At 32.5% G+C, this 18104-nt stretch carries 20 protein-coding genes; 13 read left to right on the forward strand and 7 right to left on the reverse strand.

Annotation, left to right across the window (positions count from 1 at the left end; genetic code table 11):
* Positions 1-9: 9 nt before the first annotated feature.
* From V7S79_RS02300 to sucC, 4 genes are read right to left on the reverse strand one after another with little or no spacing between them, the layout of a single operon-like run.
* Positions 10-867: a transketolase gene (locus V7S79_RS02300; RefSeq protein WP_459488935.1), complete on the reverse strand. Its 858-nt coding sequence runs from the start codon at positions 865-867 to the stop codon at positions 10-12.
* A gap of 8 nt (positions 868-875) precedes the next feature.
* Positions 876-1322, reverse strand: a complete 447-nt coding sequence (gene bcp / locus V7S79_RS02305) for a thioredoxin-dependent thiol peroxidase (RefSeq protein ID WP_459488936.1) — start codon at positions 1320-1322, stop codon at positions 876-878.
* 2 nt (positions 1323-1324) lie between these two features.
* Entirely contained in the window at positions 1325-1942 is a 618-nt protein-coding gene (locus V7S79_RS02310; protein WP_459488937.1) for a fumarylacetoacetate hydrolase family protein, read from the reverse strand.
* 4 nt (positions 1943-1946) lie between these two features.
* Positions 1947-3137, reverse strand: a complete 1191-nt coding sequence (sucC, locus tag V7S79_RS02315) for an ADP-forming succinate--CoA ligase subunit beta (protein WP_459488938.1) — start codon at positions 3135-3137, stop codon at positions 1947-1949.
* 97 nt (positions 3138-3234) lie between these two features.
* Here sucC and V7S79_RS02320 point away from each other — a divergent pair, with 97 nt between their 5' ends.
* The 12 genes from V7S79_RS02320 to V7S79_RS02375 all read left to right on the forward strand — a co-directional run bounded on the left by V7S79_RS02320 (position 3235) and on the right by V7S79_RS02375 (position 14248).
* Positions 3235-3888 (forward strand): ABC transporter ATP-binding protein, encoded by a 654-nt coding sequence (locus V7S79_RS02320; protein ID WP_459488939.1) that lies wholly within the window; start codon positions 3235-3237, stop codon positions 3886-3888.
* A 55-nt stretch (positions 3889-3943) separates the two neighbouring features.
* Positions 3944-5359: a tRNA (N6-isopentenyl adenosine(37)-C2)-methylthiotransferase MiaB gene (gene miaB, locus V7S79_RS02325; RefSeq protein ID WP_459488940.1), complete on the forward strand. Its 1416-nt coding sequence runs from the start codon at positions 3944-3946 to the stop codon at positions 5357-5359.
* A gap of 5 nt (positions 5360-5364) precedes the next feature.
* Entirely contained in the window at positions 5365-6678 is a 1314-nt protein-coding gene (locus V7S79_RS02330) for a sigma-54 interaction domain-containing protein (RefSeq protein ID WP_459488941.1), read from the forward strand.
* A gap of 67 nt (positions 6679-6745) precedes the next feature.
* Positions 6746-7165: an LPS assembly lipoprotein LptE gene (gene lptE, locus V7S79_RS02335; protein WP_459488942.1), complete on the forward strand. Its 420-nt coding sequence runs from the start codon at positions 6746-6748 to the stop codon at positions 7163-7165.
* 1 nt (position 7166) lies between these two features.
* Positions 7167-7712, forward strand: a complete 546-nt coding sequence (locus V7S79_RS02340) for a hypothetical protein (protein WP_459488943.1) — start codon at positions 7167-7169, stop codon at positions 7710-7712.
* A gap of 5 nt (positions 7713-7717) precedes the next feature.
* Positions 7718-8056 carry a preprotein translocase subunit SecG gene (gene secG, locus V7S79_RS02345; RefSeq protein WP_459488944.1) on the forward strand — a complete coding sequence of 113 codons (339 nt, stop codon included), beginning with the start codon at positions 7718-7720 and terminating at the stop codon, positions 8054-8056.
* Between the two features lie 129 nt (positions 8057-8185).
* Positions 8186-8464: a co-chaperone GroES gene (locus V7S79_RS02350; RefSeq protein ID WP_459488945.1), complete on the forward strand. Its 279-nt coding sequence runs from the start codon at positions 8186-8188 to the stop codon at positions 8462-8464.
* 41 nt (positions 8465-8505) lie between these two features.
* Positions 8506-10137 carry a chaperonin GroEL gene (gene groL / locus V7S79_RS02355; RefSeq protein ID WP_459488946.1) on the forward strand — a complete coding sequence of 544 codons (1632 nt, stop codon included), beginning with the start codon at positions 8506-8508 and terminating at the stop codon, positions 10135-10137.
* Between the two features lie 62 nt (positions 10138-10199).
* Positions 10200-10724 carry a 5' nucleotidase, NT5C type gene (locus V7S79_RS02360; protein WP_459488947.1) on the forward strand — a complete coding sequence of 175 codons (525 nt, stop codon included), beginning with the start codon at positions 10200-10202 and terminating at the stop codon, positions 10722-10724.
* A gap of 5 nt (positions 10725-10729) precedes the next feature.
* Positions 10730-11878: an MFS transporter gene (locus V7S79_RS02365; RefSeq protein WP_459488948.1), complete on the forward strand. Its 1149-nt coding sequence runs from the start codon at positions 10730-10732 to the stop codon at positions 11876-11878.
* 38 nt (positions 11879-11916) lie between these two features.
* Entirely contained in the window at positions 11917-13227 is a 1311-nt protein-coding gene (locus V7S79_RS02370) for a sugar porter family MFS transporter (protein ID WP_459488949.1), read from the forward strand.
* Between the two features lie 13 nt (positions 13228-13240).
* Entirely contained in the window at positions 13241-14248 is a 1008-nt protein-coding gene (locus tag V7S79_RS02375; protein WP_459488950.1) for a GntR family transcriptional regulator, read from the forward strand.
* Here V7S79_RS02375 and V7S79_RS02380 read toward each other — a convergent pair.
* Together V7S79_RS02380 and V7S79_RS02385 are read right to left on the reverse strand one after the other, a co-directional pair.
* Entirely contained in the window at positions 14243-14695 is a 453-nt protein-coding gene (locus tag V7S79_RS02380) for an N-acetyltransferase family protein (RefSeq protein WP_459488951.1), read from the reverse strand. The two genes, V7S79_RS02375 and V7S79_RS02380, sit on opposite strands and share 6 nt — an antisense overlap.
* A gap of 1 nt (position 14696) precedes the next feature.
* Positions 14697-15719, reverse strand: coding sequence for an RluA family pseudouridine synthase (locus V7S79_RS02385; protein WP_459488952.1), 1023 nt, complete (start codon positions 15717-15719; stop codon positions 14697-14699).
* Here V7S79_RS02385 and V7S79_RS02390 point away from each other — a divergent pair.
* Positions 15712-16584, forward strand: coding sequence for a 1-aminocyclopropane-1-carboxylate deaminase/D-cysteine desulfhydrase (locus tag V7S79_RS02390; RefSeq protein WP_459488953.1), 873 nt, complete (start codon positions 15712-15714; stop codon positions 16582-16584). The two genes, V7S79_RS02385 and V7S79_RS02390, sit on opposite strands and share 8 nt — an antisense overlap.
* Here V7S79_RS02390 and sufB read toward each other — a convergent pair whose 3' ends face one another.
* The gene (sufB, locus tag V7S79_RS02395; protein WP_459488954.1) at positions 16585-18033 is read right to left on the reverse strand and encodes a Fe-S cluster assembly protein SufB; all 1449 of its coding nucleotides are present in this window, start codon (positions 18031-18033) and stop codon (positions 16585-16587) included. It abuts the gene before it with no gap.
* Between the last annotated feature and the right edge of the window lie 71 nt (positions 18034-18104).

Below are 18104 nucleotides of genomic sequence, written 5' to 3' on the forward strand. Positions count from 1 at the left end.
TTTAATAATTTAATAGTCTCCTAAAGTTTCATTTAATTGTGCTAAAGCATCTGCTAATTGCTGATCATTGGGTGCAACTCCATGCCATTTATGACTTCCCATCATAAAGTCGACCCCAGCACCCATTTCTGTTTGCATCAAGATCATGATTGGAGAACCTTTTCCTAATTTACTTTTAGCAATTTGTAAGGTATCAATGATATTTTGCATATTGTTACCATTCATTTTTAGAACTTCCCATCCAAAAGCTTGATATTTAGCTTCTAAACTTCTGTTGTTCATGACCTTTTCAGTTGGTCCATCAATTTGTTGACCATTTTCATCAATGAAAGCAATCAAATTATCGACTTTGTGGTGTGGTGCATACATGGCTGCTTCCCATACCTGGCCTTCATTTTGCTCACCATCTCCCATTAAACAATAAACGGTAGATTGATCGTTTAAGATTTTTTTTGCTTGAGCAGATCCAATGGAAACACTTAAACCTTGCCCTAAGGAACCAGAGGCGATACGAATACCCTCTAAGTGTTCATGAGGGGTTGGATGTCCTTGTAATCTGGAATTTATTTTTCTAAAAGAAGCTAGTTCTGAAACCTTAAAGTAACCTCTTCTTGCCAAAACACTGTAAAGTAAAGGAGAAATATGACCATTTGAAAGGTAAAATAAATCCTCACCAGCTCCATTTAATGAAAATTCAACTTCATTGTCTGAAGATTGATTTAATTTCATTTCACTAAAATAAAGGGCTACTAATAAATCTGTACAACCTAAAGATCCACCTGGATGACCAGATTGACAACCATGCACCATTCTTAAGATATCTCTTCGAACCTGAGATGCAATTTTTTCTAATTCTTGTGTTTGCATAAAATTGATTAATGGATTTGTGAAGTATGATTTTTCGTATCCACTTTCTCTATAATGTTTGTAATAATTCCTTTTTCATCAATGATAAATGTAGTTCTTGCGATTCCCATGTAAGTTTTACCATACATAGACTTTTCTACCCAAACACCATAGTCATTGACAATTTTCTGATCTACGTCAGCTAACAATGAAAAATTCAATTGATATTTTTTCTTGAATTTTTGGTGCTTTTCATTTGAATCAACACTTACTCCAATAACCTTGAAACCTTGATTCTGTAAGTAATCTAAATTTTCATTTAAATTACACGCTTGAGCTGTACAGCCAGGAGTATCATCTTTTGGATAAAAATAAAGAACTATTTTAGTCCCAAGCAAATTTGTGAAATCCACCAAATTACCGTCGGAATCATTCATCGAAATATGGGGTGCCTTATCTCCTATTGTTAATTTCATTGTTATTTAATTAATAATTCAAAAACTTTTTTATCCATTAAATAACCCTCCAATTGATCGCCAATATTTATTGGTCCAACTCCTGCAGGGGTTCCGGTGAAAATCAAATCACCCGTTTTCAAGGTAAAATACTTTGATATATCTTCAACCAAATCTGCAATTTTCCAAATCATTAAATTTGATTGACCATCTTGCACCATTTCACCATTTTTCTTTAAAGAAAATGAAATGTTTTGACTGAGAATTTCTTCTATATTTTCAAATGATTGCAAAGGAGAAACAAAAGCAGATGAATCAAATGCTTTAGCTTTCTCCCATGGCAAACCTTTTTCTTTTAATTTGGCTTGTAAATCTCTGGCTGTAAAATCAATTCCTAAACCAATAGCATCGATATATTTATGAGCAAACTTAGCTTCAATATTTTTGCCAATTTTAGCAATTTTTACAACTAATTCAACTTCATAATGCACATCATTAGAAAATTTTGGGTAATAAAAATCCTTCCCATTTTCTAAATACGCTGTATCTGGTTTAAGAAAAACAACCGGAGAAGTTGGCTTTTCATTAGACAGTTCATTGATATGATCTACATAATTTCTACCAACGCAAATTATTTTCATATCTTTAAGCCAATACCTCTGATACTAATTTCGCTGCATCTTTTAATAATACCGCTGAGAATACTTTTAAGCCAGAATTATTAATAATGGCTGCACCTTCTTCAGCATTTGTACCTTGAAGACGAACAATGATTGGAACTTTAATTTCTCCAATATTTTTGTAAGCTTCTACTACTCCATTCGCAACACGGTCGCAACGTACAATTCCGCCGAAAATATTGATTAAGATGGCTTTAACATTCGGATCTTGCAAAATAATTCTGAATCCTGCTTCAACTGTTTTTGCATTGGCTCCTCCCCCCACGTCAAGAAAATTAGCGGGCTCTCCACCTGATAATTTAATTATGTCCATGGTTGCCATAGCAAGACCAGCACCATTCACCATGCAACCAACGTTTCCGTCTAATTTAACATAGTTAAGGTCATTTGCACTTGCTTCAACCTCTAAAGGATCCTCTTCTTCAATATCTCTTAATACAGCTAAATCTTTGTGACGATACAAAGCATTGTCGTCTAAGTTAACTTTTGCATCAACAGCTAAAATTTTATTATCAGAAGTTTTTAATACGGGATTAATTTCAAACATGGATGAATCTGTTTGAACATAAGCTGTATATAATGATTGAATAAATTTTACCATTTCCTTAAAAGCTTGACCAGAAAGCCCTAAAAGGAAGGCCACCTTTCTCGCTTGAAAATCTTGTAAACCAACCCTTGGGTCAATCCATTCTTTAATGATTTTCTCAGGACTATGCTCGGCTACTTCTTCAATATCCATTCCACCTTCTGTAGAAGCCATGATTACATTACAAGCTCTACCACGATCCAATAAAATTGAAAGGTAATATTCCTTTGTTTCAGACTCACCAGGATAATAAACATCTTCACTAATAAGAATTTTGTTTACTTTTTTACCTTCAGGACCTGTTTGGTGTGTTATCAATTGCATTCCTAAGATTTGAGAAGCTCTTTCTTTTACTTCATCTAAACTCTTAGCCAATTTTACTCCACCCCCTTTTCCTCTTCCACCTGCGTGAATTTGCGCTTTAACTACAAACCACCCAGTTCCGGTTTGAGCTTTTAAAGTCTCAGCTGCAGATATTGCATCTTCAACCTTATCAACTACTATACCTTCTTGGATTCGTACTCCGTAGCCTTTTAAAATTTCTTTTGCTTGGTATTCGTGAATATTCATCTGTATAAAATTTTTAAGTTCGTGAAATTACTACTTATTTGCTAAAATTTTAAAAACTTTGCAAATCATTCTTAAATTCTAAAAATAAGACAAAAAAATGTTGGAATTAAAAAACATTTCTAAAACCATTGGAACTCAATTAATTCTAAATGATATTTCCTTGCAAGTAAATCCCAATGAATTAGTTTCAATACTTGGCCCTTCGGGTTCAGGTAAAAGTACCTTGCTACAAATTATAGGTTTACTTACCGATTTTCAAAGTGGATCTGTTGTATTAGAAGGAAGTAATTATTCAAATTTGACAGAAGCAGAAAAGGTGAATTTAAGAAATCAAAAATTGGGTTTTGTATTTCAATTTCATAATTTATTGGGAGAATTCTCTTGTGAGGAAAATATTAAATTCCCATTATTAATTCGTGGAAATAAAATTTCAAAAGAAGAAGAAGACTATTTTCAATTCATTTGTGAAAAACTCCATATATTATCTTTTATTAATAAATTTCCAAGTCAGCTTTCTGGCGGTGAACAACAACGAGTTGCGGTCGCGCGCGCTTTAATCAATAAGCCTACACTTTTATTAGCTGATGAGCCAACAGGTAATCTTGATAATACCAATGCAGAGAATTTATATAATTTATTCGTCGATTTGAAAAGTGATCTGAAACAAAGTATTATTATGGTGACTCATAACGAAAAACTAACACATAAATCTGACAAAATTATATTTCTAAATTCAGGTAAAATTCAATAATATTTCTGACAAAATGTCATAAATTTGTATTCCAATTAAAAGGAGTTCATTATTTATGCAAGATTTAAAAGTTCTAACAAAACAAGAAATAGAAGGTTTGGATTCTCCCCTTATATCCAAGAATTTAATAGCATCCGATATTCAAAATAAAGTTTATATTGAAAGTTACGGTTGCCAAATGAATTTTGCTGATACTGAGGTTGTTACGTCTATTTTGTTAGAAAATGGTTATGCTACAACTTCTGAATTGAATGAAGCGGATACTATTTTATTAAATACTTGTGCCATTCGTGATAATGCTGAGCATAAAATTCGACATAGATTACAAACCTTTAATTTGTTGAAAAAGAAGCGGCCTGATGTCACCATCGGTATTTTAGGTTGTATGGCTGAAAGGTTAAAGACCAAATTAATTGAAGAAGAAAAAGTTGTTGATTTAGTTGCAGGCCCTGATTCATATAGAGATTTACCTCGTTTGTTAAATGAAATTGAAGATGGGAACAAGGCGATTAATGTGTTTTTATCAAGAGAAGAAACGTATGGGAATATAGAGCCTGTTCGTTTACATACGAATGGCGTAACTGCTTTGGTTAGTATTATGCGAGGATGCGATAATATGTGTTCATTTTGCGTAGTGCCTTATACAAGAGGGAGAGAAAGGTCCAGAGACTTACCTTCTATCATCAAAGAATGCAAAGATTTAATTACTCAAGGGTATAAAGAAGTAACTCTTTTGGGACAAAATGTAGATTCTTATAAGTGGCTTAATCCAGAAAATAATTCAGTGGTCAATTTTGCTAATTTGTTAGACGCGGTTGCTAACATTGATTCTAATCTTCGTATACGTTTTTCAACTTCTCATCCAAAGGATATTACCGATGAGGTTTTATATACCATGGCAAAGTATGATAATATCTGTAAAAACATTCATTTGCCTGCTCAGAGTGGTAATAATCGAATTCTATCTTTAATGAATCGTAATTATACTCGTGAGTGGTATTTGGATAGAATTAAATCAATTCGAAACATTTTGGGAGAATCTTGTGGTATTTCGCACGATATCATAGCAGGATTTTGCTCTGAAACCGAGGAAGAGCATTTGGATACTATTTCTCTTTTAGAAGAAGTCGTTTACGATTTTGGGTATATGTTTTCATATTCAGAAAGACCAGGTACTCCTGCCGAGAAGAAATTAAAAGATGACATATCCGAAGAGGTAAAAAAGCGTAGATTAGCTGAAATAATTGATGTTCAAAGAAAACATTCTGAAATTAGAAATAAACAATTTATTGGAAAAATTGAGAAGGTTTTGGTAGAAGGTGATTCGAAAAAATCGAATAATCATCATTTTGGTAAAATTGATTCTAACAAGGTTGTCGTTTTTCCAAAAAAGAATGAAACAAAAGGTGATTATGTAATGGTAAAGATAACTAGTTGTACTTCTGGTACTTTATTAGGTGAAATAATTTAATAACTATGGCTGAATTAAATCATATTTCTAGCTTAAAAGCACGTTTTGGTATAATTGGTAATTCACCGAATTTAATTAGAGCCATATCTGTAGCAGAGCAAGTTGCCCCTACTGACATGACGGTTTTAATTACAGGTGAAAGTGGTTCCGGAAAAGAGTCTTTTTCAAAGATTATTCATCAATTATCAAAAAGGAAACATGGGCAATTCATCGCAGTCAATTGTGGTGCAATTCCAGAAGGAACCATCGACTCAGAATTATTTGGACACGAGAAAGGATCATTTACAGGTGCCATAGAGAGTAGAAAGGGATATTTTGAAGTGACAGATGGCGGCACCATTTTTTTAGATGAGATTGCTGAAATGCCATTGGGAACTCAAGCTAGATTATTGAGAATTCTTGAAAATGGAGAATTTTACCGTGTAGGATCCTCTAAAGTTCAAAAGACCAATGTTCGAGTTGTTGCTGCCACAAATTTAAATCTTCAAGATGCTATCGAAAAAGGAAAGTTTAGAGAAGATTTGTTTTATCGACTTTCAACTGTCCCGATTTATGTCCCACCTTTGCGAGAACGAGGAGATGATATAGAATTATTATTTAGAAAATTCACCACGGATTTTTCTGAATTACATCGAGTTAAGCCTATTATGTTGACCAACGAAGCCAAAGATTTGCTTCAAAAACAACGTTTTCCTGGTAATATTCGACAATTGAAAAATTTGGCAGAACAAATTTCTATTTTAGAAGTGGGTGACCGAATTGTCGATGCCATTAAACTTCAATATTATTTAGATTTTAATGAACCGAAAGTTTCTACCAAGGTAACAAAATCTGATTTTTTTCATCCTTCAGATGGGATCAATGAAAGAGAGATTTTGTATAAAATTTTATTTGATTTAAAGAGGGATGTAACGGAGCTAAAGAAAATATTATTAAAATTAATTGAAACAGGTTCTGCTAATGCTTACGATATCATTAATGAAAATATGTCTATTTTTGAAGATATTAAGCCTAAATTTGATGAATCTTCAAGAAGTATTAGTTTGCCTGCAGCTACCAACTCAAGTGCTGAGCCATTAATTATTTCTAGTAATTTACCTAGTTTAGAATCAAATGTAGAGGATATCGAATTAGTTGAAGAAGGAAGTAGCTCAGTCAATGACGTTACCTTATCTTTGGAAAAGCAAGAAAAGGAAATAATTATTAAAGCACTGAAGAAAAATAAAAATAAGAGAAAATATGCTGCAAAGGATCTTGGAATCTCTGAAAGAACTTTATATCGTAAAATTAAACAATATGATCTTGAAGAGTTATCTTAAAATATTGATTTCTTTGATTTGCTGTTCAATAGGGTTGTCCTCCTGCTATAGTTTTAAGGGTGCTAGTTTGTCTCAAGAATTAAAAAGCATTCAAATTACTAACGTTCGCATAGAGGCCGCTGGTGGACCTACTAATTTAGGCTTGGAAGTTAATGAAAAGTTAAAAGAATATTTTCAAAGAAATACCTCATTAAAACTAAGTACTCAAAATCCTGATTTATTACTGGAAGGTACAATCGTTGGATATGAATTAAGTCCACAAGCTCCAACATCTGATGATAAAGCAGGTTTAAATAGAATTACGCTAAGAATTTTGTTTAAATTGTCGAATCGTTTGGATGAAGAGAAAAATTTTGAACAAGAATTTTCTTTTTACCAAGATTTCCCTCAAAATCAAACATTGAGTCAAGTTGAAAAAGCTTTAATACCTAAGATGGTAGATCAAATCATATTAGATTTATTTAATAAAATAGCTGGAGATTGGTAACATGAATAAAGCACAGGCACTTTGGATCTTGTTAAATAAAATTGATAGAGATAATTACCCTCTCTTGAGAGAATTTGATATTGATCGAGAGAAATATCCTTTTTTTTATTTATTGAATTGGAATGAGAAATATTCTCCGGAGATCATTAGGAAAGTGTCTTTACAGTCATTAAATCGGACTAATTTTTATTTTTCAATGATTGATGCTAATGAATTTACAAATAGTAGAAATAAAGTAGTCATTGAAAATAATTTGGATGTTCAAACGCAAGATGAAATAATTAATGATTTTTTAATTAATTCACCTAGTATTTCAAAACCAAAACGCATTTCAGATGATAATAATGATGATTCTTTGTCGGAAAGCGATTATTCAAATATAGCTTTAAACTTGCCAGCATCTGAAACCTTTGCTAAAATATTAATTAAACAAGAAAAATTTGAATCTGCAATTCGTATTTATGAACAATTAAGTTTGATTAAACCTGAAAAAAGCCTTTACTTTGCAACTCAAATTTTAGAATTAAAAAATAAATTAACAAAATAACAATCATGTTTACATTACTTATTTCACTTATCGTTTTATTTTCAGCCTTATTGATCATTTTAATTTTAGTTCAAAATCCAAAAGGTGGTGGAATTAGTGGTGAGTTTTCTTCTTCTGGTGCAACACAAATGTTTGGTGTTCAAAAAACAGGTGATTTAGTTGAACAATTGACTTGGGGATTCTCAATAGCTATTTTAGTTTTGGTATTAGTTACGAATTTTACCGTATCAAAAGGTAGTACAGATGCAATTCAATCGATTAATGTTGAAAAAGCTGCAACAAAGACTGTCCCTTCTGCTCCAGCTCCTATCCAACCGGCTGCACCAATTGCACCAGCAAAATAATTGTTAGTTAATTTTCACTGACAAAATTTCAGGGTTAATTTTCTTGGCATAATCTGTGCATACATTGTTCTATCTACTTAGATGATTAAGTAGTATTAATATTTATTTGAAAACCTAAAAATAATTAACATGTCAAATTTAAGTATCAAACCGTTAGCAGACCGTGTTGTCGTTGAACCTGCTGTAGCTGAAGAAAAAACAGCTTTTGGTATCATTATACCAGATACAGCGAAAGAAAAACCACAAAAAGGAGTAATTGTAGCTGTTGGAAATGGTAAAAAAGACGAGCCAATAACAGTTAAGGTTGGTGATTTAGTTTTGTATGGTAAGTATTCTGGTACAGAGATTAATATCGAAGGCAAAGATTATTTAATCATGCGTGAATCTGACATTTTTGCAGTTTTATAATTTTAAAATTTTGTACAAATCCAAAAATAATAATTAACAATATGGCAAAGGAATTATATTTTGATAGCGAAGCTAGAGAAAAAATGAAAAGAGGGGTTGACACCCTTGCAAATGCTGTTAAAGTTACTTTAGGACCAAAAGGTCGTAATGTAATTATCGATAAAAAATTCGGTTCTCCTTCAATTACTAAAGATGGTGTTTCTGTAGCTAAAGAAATTGAATTAGAAGATGCTGTTGAAAATATGGGTGCTCAGTTAGTAAAAGAAGTTGCTTCTAAAACTGCTGATCAAGCTGGAGACGGTACTACAACTGCCACTGTTTTAGCTCAATCGATTTACACAATTGGTTCAAAGAACGTTGCTGCTGGAGCGAATCCAATGGATTTGAAAAAAGGTATCGAAAAAGCGGTAGATGCTATCGTAACTAACCTTAAAAAGCAATCTCGTCCAATTACAACTTCTACTGAAATTGCTCAAGTAGCAACTATTTCAGCAAATAATGATTCGGAGATTGGAAATATGATTTCTTCAGCCATGGATAAAGTGGGTCGTGAAGGTGTCATTACAGTTGAAGAAGCAAGAGGTACTGAAACTGAGGTTAAGACTGTAGAAGGCATGCAGTTTGATAGAGGTTATTTATCTGCTTATTTTGTAACTAATACAGACAAAATGGAGGTTGAGTTAGAAAAACCTTTCATTTTAATTTCAGAGAAAAAAGTTTCTTCAATGAAGGAATTATTACCTGTATTAGAAGCAGTTGCTCAAACTGGCAGACCATTGTTGATTATCTCTGAAGATGTTGATGGTGAGGCATTAGCAACATTAGTAGTTAACAAGATTCGTGGTGCTCTGAAAGTTGCTGCTGTTAAAGCTCCTGGATTTGGTGACAGAAGAAAAGCAATGTTAGAAGATATCGCTATCCTAACTGGTGGAACTGTTATTGCTGAAGAAAGAGGTTTTAAATTAGAAAATGCAACAATTGAGTATTTAGGTCAAGCTGAGAAAGTTATTATTGATAAAGATAATACAACAGTTGTAAATGGTGCAGGTTCTAAAGATGATATCACTAATCGTGTAAATCAGATCAAAGCTCAAATTGAGAATACAACTTCTGATTACGATCGTGAAAAATTACAAGAGCGTTTAGCTAAATTATCTGGTGGTGTAGCTATTTTATACATTGGTGCTGCTACTGAGGTAGAAATGAAAGAGAAAAAAGATCGTGTTGATGATGCATTGCATGCAACTCGTGCTGCTGTTGAAGAAGGTATCATCGCTGGTGGTGGTGTAGCTTTAATTCGTGCTATTAGTTCTTTAGATAATTTAAAGGGAGAAAACGAAGATCAAACTACTGGTATTAACATTATCCGTCAAGCTGTGGAATCTCCATTGAGAACCATCGTAGCTAATGCGGGTGGAGAAGGTTCAGTTGTTATCAATGCAGTAAAAGCTGGAAAAGATGATTTTGGTTACAATGCTAGAGAAGATAAATATGAAAATATGATCGCTGCTGGTATTATTGATCCAACTAAAGTAACTCGTTTGGCTTTAGAAAATGCAGCTTCAATTGCTGGATTATTATTGACAACAGAATGTGTTATTGCAGACAAGCCGGCCAACGAACCAGCTCATGGACATGGTCCTGGTCCAGGTGGAATGGGTGGAATGATGTAATAGCGTAAATTTAATTGTGAAAAACTCCCCAATTTGGGGAGTTTTTTTTTATTTTTATGAATATGAAAAGAATAGCTATTGATATGGATGATGTGATGGCTGACACATCAATGAAAATTGTATCTGAAATAAATAACCGATTAAATAAATCATATAATTACCTTGATTTATTTATGGATAGTCCAGTTAAATTCGAATTTTATCAAGATTATTTAGCCAATAATTCATTTTTGCAAGAGCCTGGATTTTTTTCAGATTTACCAGTTAAAGAAAATGCAACCGAGGTATTGAAAGCATTAACCAATCATTACGAGATTTTCATAGTTTCTGCTGCTACGGAATTTCCTAATTCAATGAAAGAAAAATTAGATTGGATGCAAGTCCATTTTCCATTTATTAGTTGGACAAACATCGTATTCTGTGGACATAAACATATGATTCAAGCAGATTATCTTATCGACGATCACGAAAAAAACTTAAAAACATTTTCAGGTACTCCTATCTTATTTACAGCTCCACATAATACCCAATTGACAGGATATGAAAGAGTGAGTAATTGGAATGATGTTAAGTCTTTGTTTTTGTAGGAGTAATGGTAAAAAATAGAGTTTCAATTGCTGTCTTATTCTTTTTGTGCGGATTAAATTTTGCAAGCTGGGCAACTAGAATTCCTGATTTTAAAGATTCGTTACAATTATCTGATGCTAAATTAGGTAGTTTATTAATGGGATTACCTATTGGTTCAATGGTTTCATTACCGTTGGCTGGTTGGTTACTAACAAAATATCGTTCGAAAGTAATTTGCTTGGTGGCAATTGGACTATATGTCATCATCATGCCACTATTGGGTTTAATAACTTCCTCTTATCAACTTTTTTTCGGATTGTTTTCGTTCGGAATGGCTGGTGATTTATTGAATATTGCTATGAATACGCAAGTTGTGAATCTAGAAGAAAAAATGGGGAAAACAATTATGTCTAGTTTTCATGCTATTTTTTCAATTGGTCTAATGCTAGGGGCATTATTCGGTGGATTTTTATTAAAACAAGAAATCAATTCATTTTATCATTTTAGTATAATCGCAGTCGCAAATATTTTTTTTGTATCGATTTCTCAAAAAGATTTATTAATGAATAATCCTGTCAAGAAAGCTGATACGGATTCCAAACAGAAAAATTCTTTGTTGAACTTGAATTCTTATTTAGTTATTTTATCTCTCATTGCTTTTTGTGGAATGCTTTGTGAAGGTGCGATGGCAGATTGGATAACCATTTATTTTAAAGAAAATTTACCTTATTCTCCCTTACCTTCTACCATTGGATTTTCAGCATTTGCGTTTTCGATGGTGTTGGGAAGACTTTTTGGAGATTCAATATCCAATCGATTAGGTATTAAAAAGGTTTTATTTTGGAGCGGCTTGTTAATCGCTATTGGAATGATAACTACACTCATTTTTACCTCAATTTATATAATGATTCTTGGGTGTTTTATAACTGGAATTGGAATTTCTACTATTGTGCCATTGATTTATTCGGCTGCTGGAAAATCAAAGGACATTTTACCTTCTATTGCTATAGCGGGAGTTTCTACTATTGCCTATATTGGTTTTTTATTCGGTCCAGTGATTATTGGGTATCTATCTGATCTATTAACGCTACGAATTGCACTATTTTTATTGGTTGTGCTTGGCTTAATTGCAAGTTTAATATCAAAAATATCATTAAGTAGATTAGAAAAATAAAGTATTATTGTTAATATTAAGTTTATAAATATTTATTCATGAATAAACATGTTATTTTTTGGTCCATCACTGTAGGTTTAGGTGGAATGCTTTTTGGTTTAGATGTTGCTGTAATATCAGGAGCTGAATTAGCCATTCAACGATTGTGGAATTTAGATAGTTGGACTCATGGTTTGGCGGTGGCTACTGCATTGTATGGTACTGTGGTTGGTGCAGCTTTGGGTGGTATTCCTGCAGATAAATATGGTCGAAAGAAAACATTGTTGTGGATCGGAATTAGTTTTTTTGTTTCTTCGGTAGGCGCGGCATTAGCTCCAGATGTTAATTATTTTATGTTATTTAGATTTTTAGGAGGACTAGGCATCGGTGCTTCATCTGTAGTGGCCCCTATTTATATTTCTGAAATTGCGCCAGCCAAACATCGCGGAAAATTAGTTATTTCATTTCAGCTCAACGTTGTTCTTGGTATTCTAATAGCTTATATATCAAATTATTTATTACAAGGAGGAGAAAATGATTGGAGATTAATGTTAGGTGTAGTTGGAATTCCAAGTTTATTATTTTCGTTTTTGATTTTATTTACTCCTGAAACACCTCAATTTCTCCTATTAAAAAGAAATGATGTAGAAGGTGCTTTAAATGTCCTTAAATTGGCTGATCCTGAACCACAAGAAACATTAAATCGGATATTGATCAATGCTGATTCTACAAAAGTTAAATCTGATAAATTATTTACCAGAAAATTTTTCACTCCTCTATTATTAGCATTTTTGTTTTCATTTTTCAATCAAATGTCAGGAATTAATGCTGTCATTTATTACGCTCCTCGTATCTATGAATTAACAGGATTAGGTAAAGAAGGTGCTTTATTATCCACAGCTGGTATTGGTTTAGCGAACCTAATATTTACGATGATTGGGTGGTATTTGATTGATAAAGTAGGAAGAAGGATTCTAATGTTTATCGGTTCTGTTGGCTATATAATATCATTGGGTTTAATTGCTTATGCCTTTAAAACAGAGGTTTTTGATTGGGTACCTATTTATATCTTTGTTTTTATTGCTTCGCACGCAATAGGACAAGGTTCCGTAATTTGGGTATTTATTTCTGAGATTTTCCCGAATTCTGTTCGTGCTTCAGGAATGGCATTTGGTTCTTTGGTCCACTGGATTTTAGCAGCTTTGGTAGCTAACTTTTTTCCTATATTCACAGAACAGTTTGGTGGTATGAGTATATTTTTGTTTTTCGGTATTATGATGGTTGGCCAACTTCTCTATGTGATGTTTTTGATGCCTGAAACGAAAGGTTCCTCTCTTGAAGATATTGAAAAGCAAATTGTGGCTCATTAACAGATAAAAATAGATGATTATTCATTTTGACTCTACCAGTAATAAACCTAAATACCTTCAATTGATTGAGGGTATCGTCGATGCTATTGATTCAGGACAACTAGATAGAGGAGAACAATTACCTTCTATAAATGTCGTAGCTAATGAATTTGGTATGGCTCGTATGACGGTAACCAAAGCTTATGATGAGTTGAGAGAACGTGGCTTAATTACTTCGCATCATGGTAAAGGTTTCTTTGTAACTAGTACTGATACCAGAAGTAATATGCATGTATTTATTTTAATGGATTCACTTACCCCCTACAAGGAAATTTTATTAGATAGTATCCTGGCGAATATTGGTAAAGTTTCCTATAATTTATTTTTTCATTATCATGATATAAAACTATTTGAAAGCCTGATATCTGATAATTTGGGAAAATATAACCACTATATCATTTTACCTCATTTTAATATTAGTGTATCTAAAATCGTATCTAGAATTCCTAAGGATAAACTTTTAGTTCTTGATATTGATATCAAGGAATTTAGCTCAGATTACGCGATTTTATATCAAAATTTCGAATTAAATATTCATGAAGGATTATTGAAATGTATTGATAAAGTAAATAAATATGATTGTTTAAACTTGGTTCTTAGTCAAAAAAGTTTTCAATATACCCCAAAGGGAATCATAAAGGGATTTACTAATTTTTGTGAGGAAAATAACATTAATCACGACATCATCCCTGATTTAGAAGAAGCGGTTGATATCAAGAAAGGTCAAGCCTATATTGTATTTAGGGAGTTTGATTTAATCAAAATGATCAATTGGTGTACGAAAAACAATTGGAAATTTGGTCAAGAAATTGGTGTTTTATCCTACGATGATACTCCTTTGAAGGAAATTATCGCGGAAGGGATTTCAGTAATTTCAAATAATTTTAGTGCAATGGGGAAAAAAGCAGCTGAAATGATTTTAAATAAAGAAAAAGGAAGAATTGCGAATGAATGTTATTTTGAAGATCGAAATTCTTTATAAATCAAGATTTACGTTCAACCACTCACCATCAAACTTTACCCCATATTTTTGATAAAAATCAATTGCTGGCTTATTCCAATCCAAAACCTGCCACATCATTCCTGTGCATTTTTTTCTTTTAGCCTCTTGAATACATTCTTCTAATAAGATTTTTCCTAATCCAAAACCTCTAAATTCTTCATTGATATAAAGATCTTCCAAATAAAATCTTTTACCTTTCCAAGTGGAAAAACGATAATACCATAAAGAAAAACCTGCCAGTTGATTTTTAAAATAGATCAAATTACATTCAAAAAGCGGGTGATCATTAAATCCATTTTCATAATAATCTTTTAAGGTAGCACTTACCTCTTCAGGTGCTTTCTCAAACAGAGCTAATTTTTTGACAAAATTTAAAATTTCATTGGCATCCTCTTTCTGTGCTCTTCTAATAATGATATTTTTCATTTTATATTATTTTTCTAAGTTTATCTAAAATCTCCTTCATGTCATCTGGGAATTCCTTTTCAAAGTACATCCTTTCTTTCGTTATTGGATGTTCAATTTCCAATGAAAAAGCATGTAATGCTTGTCTAGGGCATATTTTAAATAAATTTTCAATCAAAGTTTTAAAGTTGGAGATTGAACTCATGTACCTGATTTTGTCTCCTCCATAGGTTGCATCTGAAAATAATGGATGGTTCATTGACATGGAATGAACTCTAATTTGGTGTGTTCTACCAGTTTCTAATTTAAATTTAATCAGTGAACAAAATCCAAATGATTCGACTACTTCGTAATGTGTAATAGCAATTTTCCCATCAGGATGATCCTCAGGAAACATTGCCATTATTTTTCGGTCTTTGGGACTTCTGGCAATTTTTCCAATTAATGTTCCTTTTGATTCTTTTGGGGTTCCCCAACAAATAGCATAATACGTTCTATCAATCGTATGGTCAAAAAATTGCTTTGCCAAATAACTTAATGCAAATTCTGTTTTTGCCACGACTAAAATTCCCGATGTGTCCTTATCGATACGATGAACCAAACCTGGACGGATATTATTATTTCCCGGTAAATTTTGGCAATGATATAACAATCCATTTACTAATGTTCCAGACCAATTTCCATGTGCAGGATGAACAACCATTCCAGCAGCTTTATTGACAATGATAATTTCATTGTCTTCATAAATAATATCAAGAGGAAGATTTTCAGGGTAAACATCCGTATCTCTGGGTGGATGAGCAAATGAGACACTTATTTCATCAAAAGGTTTTACTCGGTAATTTGATTTTACTAAGTTTCCATTAATTTTCACCGATCCTGATTCTATTCCCGATTGAATTTTAGATCTACTTGAATTTGAAATTTTTAATTGTAAATATTTATCTATTCTAACTAATTGTTGACCTTTGTCTACAACAAAATTAAAATGTTCAAATAAATCGTCTTCTGACTCAATTGGATCTATTTCATTATCTATGGACATATCTACTATTAAATTGTTAAATCTTAATTTACCATCTCCAATTGAAGAAATTTCAAATGATTTATGCAAAAAAAAGAATGTAAAATTATTTATAAAAAGAGATGATCTTATCAATCCTTTTATTTCTGGTAATAAGTGGCGCAAATTAAAGGAATATATTGAATTCGCCCAAAAAAATAATCTAAGTGGCTTTATCAGTTTTGGTGGTGCTTTTTCAAACCACCTCTATGCTCTAGCATATTTAGGGAATAAATTTAATTATCGAACCATTGGAATTGTCCGCGGAGATGAGTTAAATGAATGTAGTAATTCCTATTTGAGTCAAATGAAATCTTGGGGTATGGAACTTCATTTTGTCTCAAGGGAAGATTATAGACAAAAACTGATACCAATAAGTATTAATAATTTAAGTCACTTGATGCAAATTCCAGAGGGAGGATATTCTCTTATGGGTGTTTCTAGCATTTCCGATTTAGCTAAAGAAATTAGTGCCAGCGGTGACTTTGATTATATCATCTTAGCAGTAGGTACTGGAACAACAGCCATTGGTTTAGCCAAAGCTAGTCAATCTAAGGTATTAGGTATTATGACTTTATTTAATTTGCTTGAATTAAAATCTCATCAAGATGAATTAGATATTCATTCAGAAAATTTAAAGTTTATAGAACCTATTGACGACTTAAAATACGGTAAATCAAAAGCTGAGGTTGTGTCATTTTGTGATGCTTTCTATCATGAGAATAAAATAAAAATAGAGCCTATATACACCGGAAAGATGTTTTATAAGCTCTATCAATTAATTCAATCTGATTATTTTCCTCAAAATGCCCGCATCTTAGCAATCCATACGGGTGGAGTAAAGTAATTAACCTACCGAACCTTCCAATGAAATGGCCAATAATTTTTGTGCTTCTACTGCAAATTCCATAGGTAATTGGTTCAATACTTCTTTGGCATATCCATTGACAATTAATGCAATCGCTGTTTCTGTAGATAAACCGCGTTGATTGCAATAAAATATTTGATCCTCTCCTATTTTTGAAGTAGTTGCTTCATGTTCTACCGAGGCTGTATTGTTTTTAACCTCCAAATAAGGAAAGGTATGCGCTCCACATTTATCTCCTAACAGTAAAGAATCACATTGTGAGAAATTTTTGGCAGAATCAGCTCTTTTTGAAATTTGCACCAATCCACGGTATGAATTTTGTGAAAAACCCGCCGAAATACCTTTGGAAACAATTCTAGATTTAGAATGTTTTCCCAAGTGAATCATTTTAGTACCAGTATCCGCCTGTTGATAATTATTGGTTACAGCGACTGAATAAAATTCGCCAATTGAATAATCTCCTTTCAAAATGACAGAAGGATATTTCCATGTAACAGCTGAGCCAGTTTCAACTTGTGTCCAAGAAAGCTTTGAATTAGCTCCATCGCATATTCCTCGCTTGGTAACAAAATTGTAAATACCCCCCTTACCTTCTTTATCTCCTGGGTACCAATTTTGTACAGTTGAGTATTTAACCTCGGCATTTTTATGCACAAATATTTCTACAACTGCAGCGTGTAATTGATTTTCATCTCTCATTGGGGCTGTACAACCCTCTAAGTAACTAACGTAAGAGTCTTCTTCTGCTACGATTAATGTTCTTTCGAATTGACCCGTTCCTGAGGCATTTATTCTGAAATAAGTTGATAACTCCATAGGACATCTAACTCCTTTGGGAATATAACAAAATGAACCATCAGAAAATACCGCAGAATTTAATGCAGAATAGAAATTGTCTTTAACAGGAACAACACTTCCTAAATATTTTTTAATCAATTCAGGGTGTTCCTTGATCGCTTCAGAAATTGAACAAAATATAATTCCTTTTTCTGCTAATGTATCTTTGAAAGTAGTTGCAACTGAAACAGAGTCTATTACTGCATCCACAGCAACATTTGATAATCTTTTTTGTTCATCCAAAGAAATACCAAGCTTTTCAAATGTTTTTCTTAATTCAGGATCAACTTCATCTAAAGAATTAAGTTGTTTTTTTTGAACTGGTGCAGAATAATATTTTAAAGATTGAAAATCAGTTGATTTATATTTTAAATTAGCCCAATGAGGTTCTGTAAGAGTTTTCCAATGTTTAAACGCTGCTAAACGCCACTCAAGCATCCATTCAGGTTCATTTTTTTTATTAGATATAAAATGTATGGTTGATTCATCTAATCCAATAGGTGCTTCATCCGTTTCAAAATGACTTTCAAATCCATATTTATACTCTGTATTTGTAACCTCTAATAAAAGTTCTTCTTCCTTACCTGCCATGATTATAATTATTAATGTTGCAAAATTACAAAGGATTTTGAAAGAAAAATCGTTTTGTTTAGATTTTGTCT

The organism is Aquirufa sp. ROCK-SH2, assembly GCF_054558315.1.